Annotated in this window: 3 protein-coding genes and 3 pseudogenes; all 6 read right to left on the bottom strand. The window is 53.5% G+C overall.

Annotated features, from left to right (window positions below):
* Nucleotides 1–437 (bottom strand): hypothetical protein (locus CPT76_RS37860; RefSeq protein ID WP_181153072.1); only part of this gene is annotated, 437 nt, incomplete at its 3' end.
* 242 nt (nucleotides 438–679) lie between these two features.
* Nucleotides 680–949 (bottom strand): HPr family phosphocarrier protein, encoded by a 270-nt coding sequence (locus CPT76_RS27245; RefSeq protein ID WP_076173171.1) that lies wholly within the window; start codon nucleotides 947–949, stop codon nucleotides 680–682.
* A 100-nt stretch (nucleotides 950–1049) separates the two neighbouring features.
* Nucleotides 1050–1978, bottom strand: a pseudogene (gene whiA, locus CPT76_RS27240) (DNA-binding protein WhiA).
* Nucleotides 1979–1983: 5 nt separating this feature from the next.
* Nucleotides 1984–2969: pseudogene (locus tag CPT76_RS27235) on the bottom strand (gluconeogenesis factor YvcK family protein).
* Between the two features lie 14 nt (nucleotides 2970–2983).
* On the bottom strand, nucleotides 2984–3883 hold the full coding sequence (rapZ, locus tag CPT76_RS27230) for an RNase adapter RapZ (RefSeq protein WP_076173174.1): 900 nt from the start codon (nucleotides 3881–3883) through the stop codon (nucleotides 2984–2986).
* Between the two features lie 96 nt (nucleotides 3884–3979).
* Nucleotides 3980–4801: pseudogene (locus tag CPT76_RS27225) on the bottom strand (ROK family protein).
* Nucleotides 4802–5004: the final 203 nt, after the last annotated feature.

Raw genomic sequence — 5004 nt, 5'->3', positions numbered from 1 at the left:
ATCAACCCCAAGCCGTACAGCATTGTGATCGAGGTTAATACGATACGCAAGGTGATCAGCGCCAACACGAGCAAATAGTATATGGAAAACAAGCTGCTCGGGCTGGTGGAATCCAACGCCTGAATGAGGATCGTCAGCGCCACCCCCGTAATGGCAATAACGGCCGCCTGATGAATCAGCTTACGCCGGACTTGGCTGTACACCATCACCAGCAGAACCACCAAATCAATCAAGAAGCTTAAGTTGTTGAGACTCGTCAGATTATCGAGGCTTCCCAGCTTGACCGTGGACACGGCCATCAGCGTCGAGATCAGAATCGCGATCAGCAGAATCCGGTTTCTGCCCATCGCGTCCCGCTCCGCGATCGTCAGCCTCTGTCGTTTCCCCGATCCTTCAGCATCATCTGTGTTGGTTGTGGTACCGTTCCATTTCCCCATACGTTGACCCCTCTTTATCAAAATAAATGCATCCGGGCTTCCCCGCTGCCGCCGCTTGCATGAACGGCTATAGCTATGATATCGGATGGCAGATTTATTTTTATAAGAGCCAAATCGTCCCAGATCCCGCCAGACAGCAAAAAACAGCCCGCCCTCCCCAAGGAGAAACGGACTGCTTTGTGCAGAAAATGGCCTCAGCGCCGCATCATTCGCAGCCGCAGGGCCCATTCTATAATTGTTTATTATTGGTTTTCAAGCTCTTCTTTGCCCACCAAGTTGACTAAAGCGGTTACAGCCTGTTCTGCGTCCGCACCTTCAGCACTGATGTTTACTTCCGTACCCGAGCTAATGGCAAGGCTCATAATTCCCATGATACTCTTGGCATTCACCTTTTTATCATCTTTTTCCACGAAAATTTCAGACGAGTACTTATTCGCTTCTTGGACGAACAATGCTGCCGGTCTGGCATGGAGACCCGTTTTCAAACGGACAACTACCGGGTGCTTTGTCATGGAAACTTACCCCCTATTAGATCAATCTGTATAGCTCACACACAACACATTTTATAACATTATACCATTATACCATGAAGGAAACTAGAAGAAAAAAGGCTCAGCCGCCACGAATCTTCTCGGCCATTTCGTCGATCTTGCGCAGCCGGTGGTTCACACCGGATTTGCTGACGGTGCCCTTCAGCAGTTCACCGACTTCCTTCAGGTTCATATCGGGATGGGCCAATCTCACTTCGGCCACTTCCCGAAGTTTGTCCGGCAGATTATCAAGGCCCACTTCCTTCTGGAGCAGCTTGATGTTATCGATTTGCCGGACGGCGGCCCCGATTGTCTTGTTCAAATTCGCGGTTTCACAGTTCACGATCCGGTTAACCGAATTCCGCATATCCCGCATGATCCGCACGTCCTCGAATTTGAACAAGGCCTGATGGGCCCCAATCAGGCTTAAAAATTCAATGATTTTCTCGCCTTCCTTAATATACAGTATGAACCCCTTCTTGCGCTCTATACAACGGGCGTTCAGATGAAATTCATTGGCGAGGTCTACAAGGGCCTGGCAGTGCTCCTCGTACATCGAGGCAATTTCAAGATGGTATGACGACCCTTCCGGATTGTTCACGGAGCCCCCTGCCATAAAGGCACCGCGTAAATACGCCCCTTTGCAGCATGGTTTGCGGACCAGATCCGGATGGATATGCGAGGTGAACAGGAAGCCCTCGGAGACAATCTTCAGCTCCTTCAGTATTTCCTGAACCTGTGCAGGAATACGTACGATGTACACATTATTTTTCTTCAAACGCATTTTTTTACGCACGAGAAGCTCGGTATGCGCCTGGAAATGCCTTTTGATCAATGTGTAAATGCGTCTGGCGATGGCTGCATTCTCTGTCGATATATCCAGGATCACCTTTTTATTGGAAAGCTGGACGGCCCCGTTCATCCGGATCAGTGCCGACAATTCAGCCTTTTCGCAGCAGGGCTCTGCTTCGATCATGGTCAGTTCTTTTTAGTCAGCGCCGCAAACGACACGGGACTCACCTCTTTCGTTTAATCCAATTTTGAACCAGCTGGTAAATATGCCGGCTCAGCTTGTCGGCGTCATGGCGCAGATAGGTCCGGAACAGGACCAGCGTATCAGCTATGACCTTATAGCCAAGACTGGTGACCTCATCGTAATCGAGCTCCACCGGCTTCGCGCCCTTCTCGGCATATTTGTCCTGCACCTGGGGCGGAATTTCACCGCTGTTCACGATGACATAATCGAACAGATGCTTGCCGACGTGGTCATATACCGCCTGAAGATGGTCGCTTACGGTGTAGCCGTCCGTCTCCCCGGGCTGTGTCATGACGTTGCACACGAAAATCTTGATCGCGTCCGAAGACATGACCGCTTCGGCCAGCTTCGGAACGAGCAAATTCGGCAGAATGCTCGTATATAGACTTCCCGGGCCGATCAGGATGGCATCCGCCTCCCGGATGGCCTCGGTCGCTTCCGGAAGCGGCTCGACATGGGCCGGCTCCAGAACACCCGCTTGATCCGACCGCCAGCTTCCGGTATTTTCGACTCACCGGTCACGATGGTGCCGTCCTCCATCTCTGCGTTCAGGATTACGGCTTCGCCCGCCGCCGGAAGCACCCGCCCCCGCACGGCAAAAACGCGGCTGAGCTCGCGCACAGCCGTTACAAAATCGCCGCTGATGTCGGTCATGGCCGCCAAAATCAGGTTCCCCAGGCTGTGCCCGGCCAAGCCCGAGCCGCTGGAGAACCGGTATCTCAGCATTTCCGACAGCAGCGGCTCCACGTCGGCCAGTGCCGTCAGGACGTTCCGAATGTCCCCGGGAGGGGGCATCTGCAGCTCGCTGCGAAGGATGCCCGAACTCCCTCCATCATCTGCTACGGTGACGACAGCCGTGATGTCTAGCGGCATTTCCTTCAGTCCCCGGAGCATGACCGACAGTCCGGTGCCCCCGCCCATCACGACGATCCGCGGACGGTCACTTCTTTGTTCTGCCACTGTCATCACTTCCACTCTCTTTAATGCCGATCACGTTCGGAATCCCGATGGCTGACGGAGACCGTCTCGGTCTCGCTGGCTCCCAGCATTTTGCCCAGGTACTCGGCGATCGCCACCGAGCGGTGCTTCCCGCCGGTACAGCCGATGCCGATGATCACCTGGCTCTTGCCTTCCTTACGGTATTGGGGAATCAAGAAATGCAGCATATCCAGCAGCTTCGTCAGAAAAGCCTGGGTTTCAGGCCACTTCATGACATAGTCATACACATCGCTGTCCTGACCGGTGTGTGGACGCAGGCTATCCACATAGTGGGGATTCGGAAGAAAGCGGACGTCAAAGATCAGATCGGCATCGATCGGAATACCGTACTTAAATCCGAATGAGGTTACGTTGACCGAAAGGGTATTGCTTTCCAAGTGGGAAAATCTCGAGATAATTTTGTCCTTCAATTGTCCCGGCTTCATATTGCTCGTGTCGAGCACCACTGTGGCCGAGCTCTTGAGCTCCTCCAGCATTTTGCGCTCCAGCCGGATGCCGTCCAGCGGCATACCCTCCGGCGCAAGCGGATGCCGCCGGCGGGTCTCCTTGTAACGCTGCACGAGGACCGAATCGGTCGCCTCCAGGAACAGAATTTCGCAATGAATCGTGAAATGGTCCTTAATATAATTCAATGATTCGGATAAGGCCGTAAAGAACTCCCGGCCGCGCAGGTCAATGACCAGCGCCACCTTGGCGATTTTCCCCTTCGATTGTTCAATCAGTTCCGCAAATTTGGGAATAAGCACCGGCGGTAAATTATCCACACAGAAAAATCCCAAATCCTCCAAGCTTCGTACGGCCAAGGATTTACCCGCCCCCGACATGCCTGTAATAATAATCAGGGTGGCCATGGCCGACGCAGTATTATTCTCCTCCAGCATCAGCTTTCCCCTCCCTTATGGAATATGGGCCCGTTAATACTTGGTATACCCAGGTCACCCCTCATTTTAACCCATGGGTGACCTCGCAGGATCTCCTTACGAACGGAGCAGCAAACCGGCCGCACCGACGATACCCGCATCGTTGCCGAGCTCGGCAGGAAGGATCGATACCCCGCGCTGCAGCGGTTCCGGCGTCAGCTTCGCATAAACTTCCCGCACTTCGTTAAACAGGATGTCTCCAGCCTTGGATACGCCGCCGCCGATAATGAATACTTCCGGATTCAGAATCGCCGCAACCGCAGCCATGGACTTGCCCAGGTAGAAGGCAGCGCGGTTCACGATCCGCAGCGCCACTTCGTCGCCTGCTTTAGCTGCATCAAAGACTTCCTTCGCCGCAATGTTCTCAACCATCGACAGGGAAGTGCGGTCCCCGCGCTCAACGGCGTCTTTCGCCATACGGATAATGCCCGTTGCGGAAGAGACGGTCTCCAGGCAGCCCATTTTGCCGCATCCGCATTGAATGGCTTCCAGATCGTCCGGCGCCGCTCCAAGCCTCTCCCAGGGCCGCCACGTTCGCGTCATTATCATTTTGATCGGCTTGCCAATCTTCTGCTCCAGAATGGAACGAATCGGTACATCCCGGAAACCTACGTTCGGCGCGAGGATGATGATCCCTTCACGGACGTTCGTAAATCCGGCAACCCCGGCCCCGACGCCCGCCAGCTGATCCCAGCTGTAAGGGGACTGCTCCACGATATGGCGCACATATTTCTCAATATTGTTGATAACCGTATCGACGCCTTTATCTGTTTCCGTGGGACCTTCATACGTTTGAATCAGCTGTCCCGCTTGATTGCAGATGCCCACTTTAATGGTCGTTCCGCCCAAGTCGACACCGACGTAGATTTGCTCAGACATGTTACAAGCCACCTTTTTTCCTCAATAATAGTTTGCTCCTACTGTACCAACTATAATTGAAGCCCTCTCTCCGGTCAAGAGAAGCAGGCCTTACCCGAAAGTGGGTCCAGCGCTTCTGTCAGAAGGCTTGACGGACCTACCCCCTATATGAAAACCCTGCCAAAAAACNTGACAATTGTCACCTCATTCCATGACAGAGTCCA

This window comes from Paenibacillus sp. AR247, assembly GCF_002968895.1.
Lineage (GTDB): Bacteria > Bacillota > Bacilli > Paenibacillales > Paenibacillaceae > Paenibacillus_AQ > Paenibacillus_AQ favisporus.
Note: the sequence above shows the minus strand (reverse complement) of the source record. Positions and strands in the feature narration are given on the sequence as shown.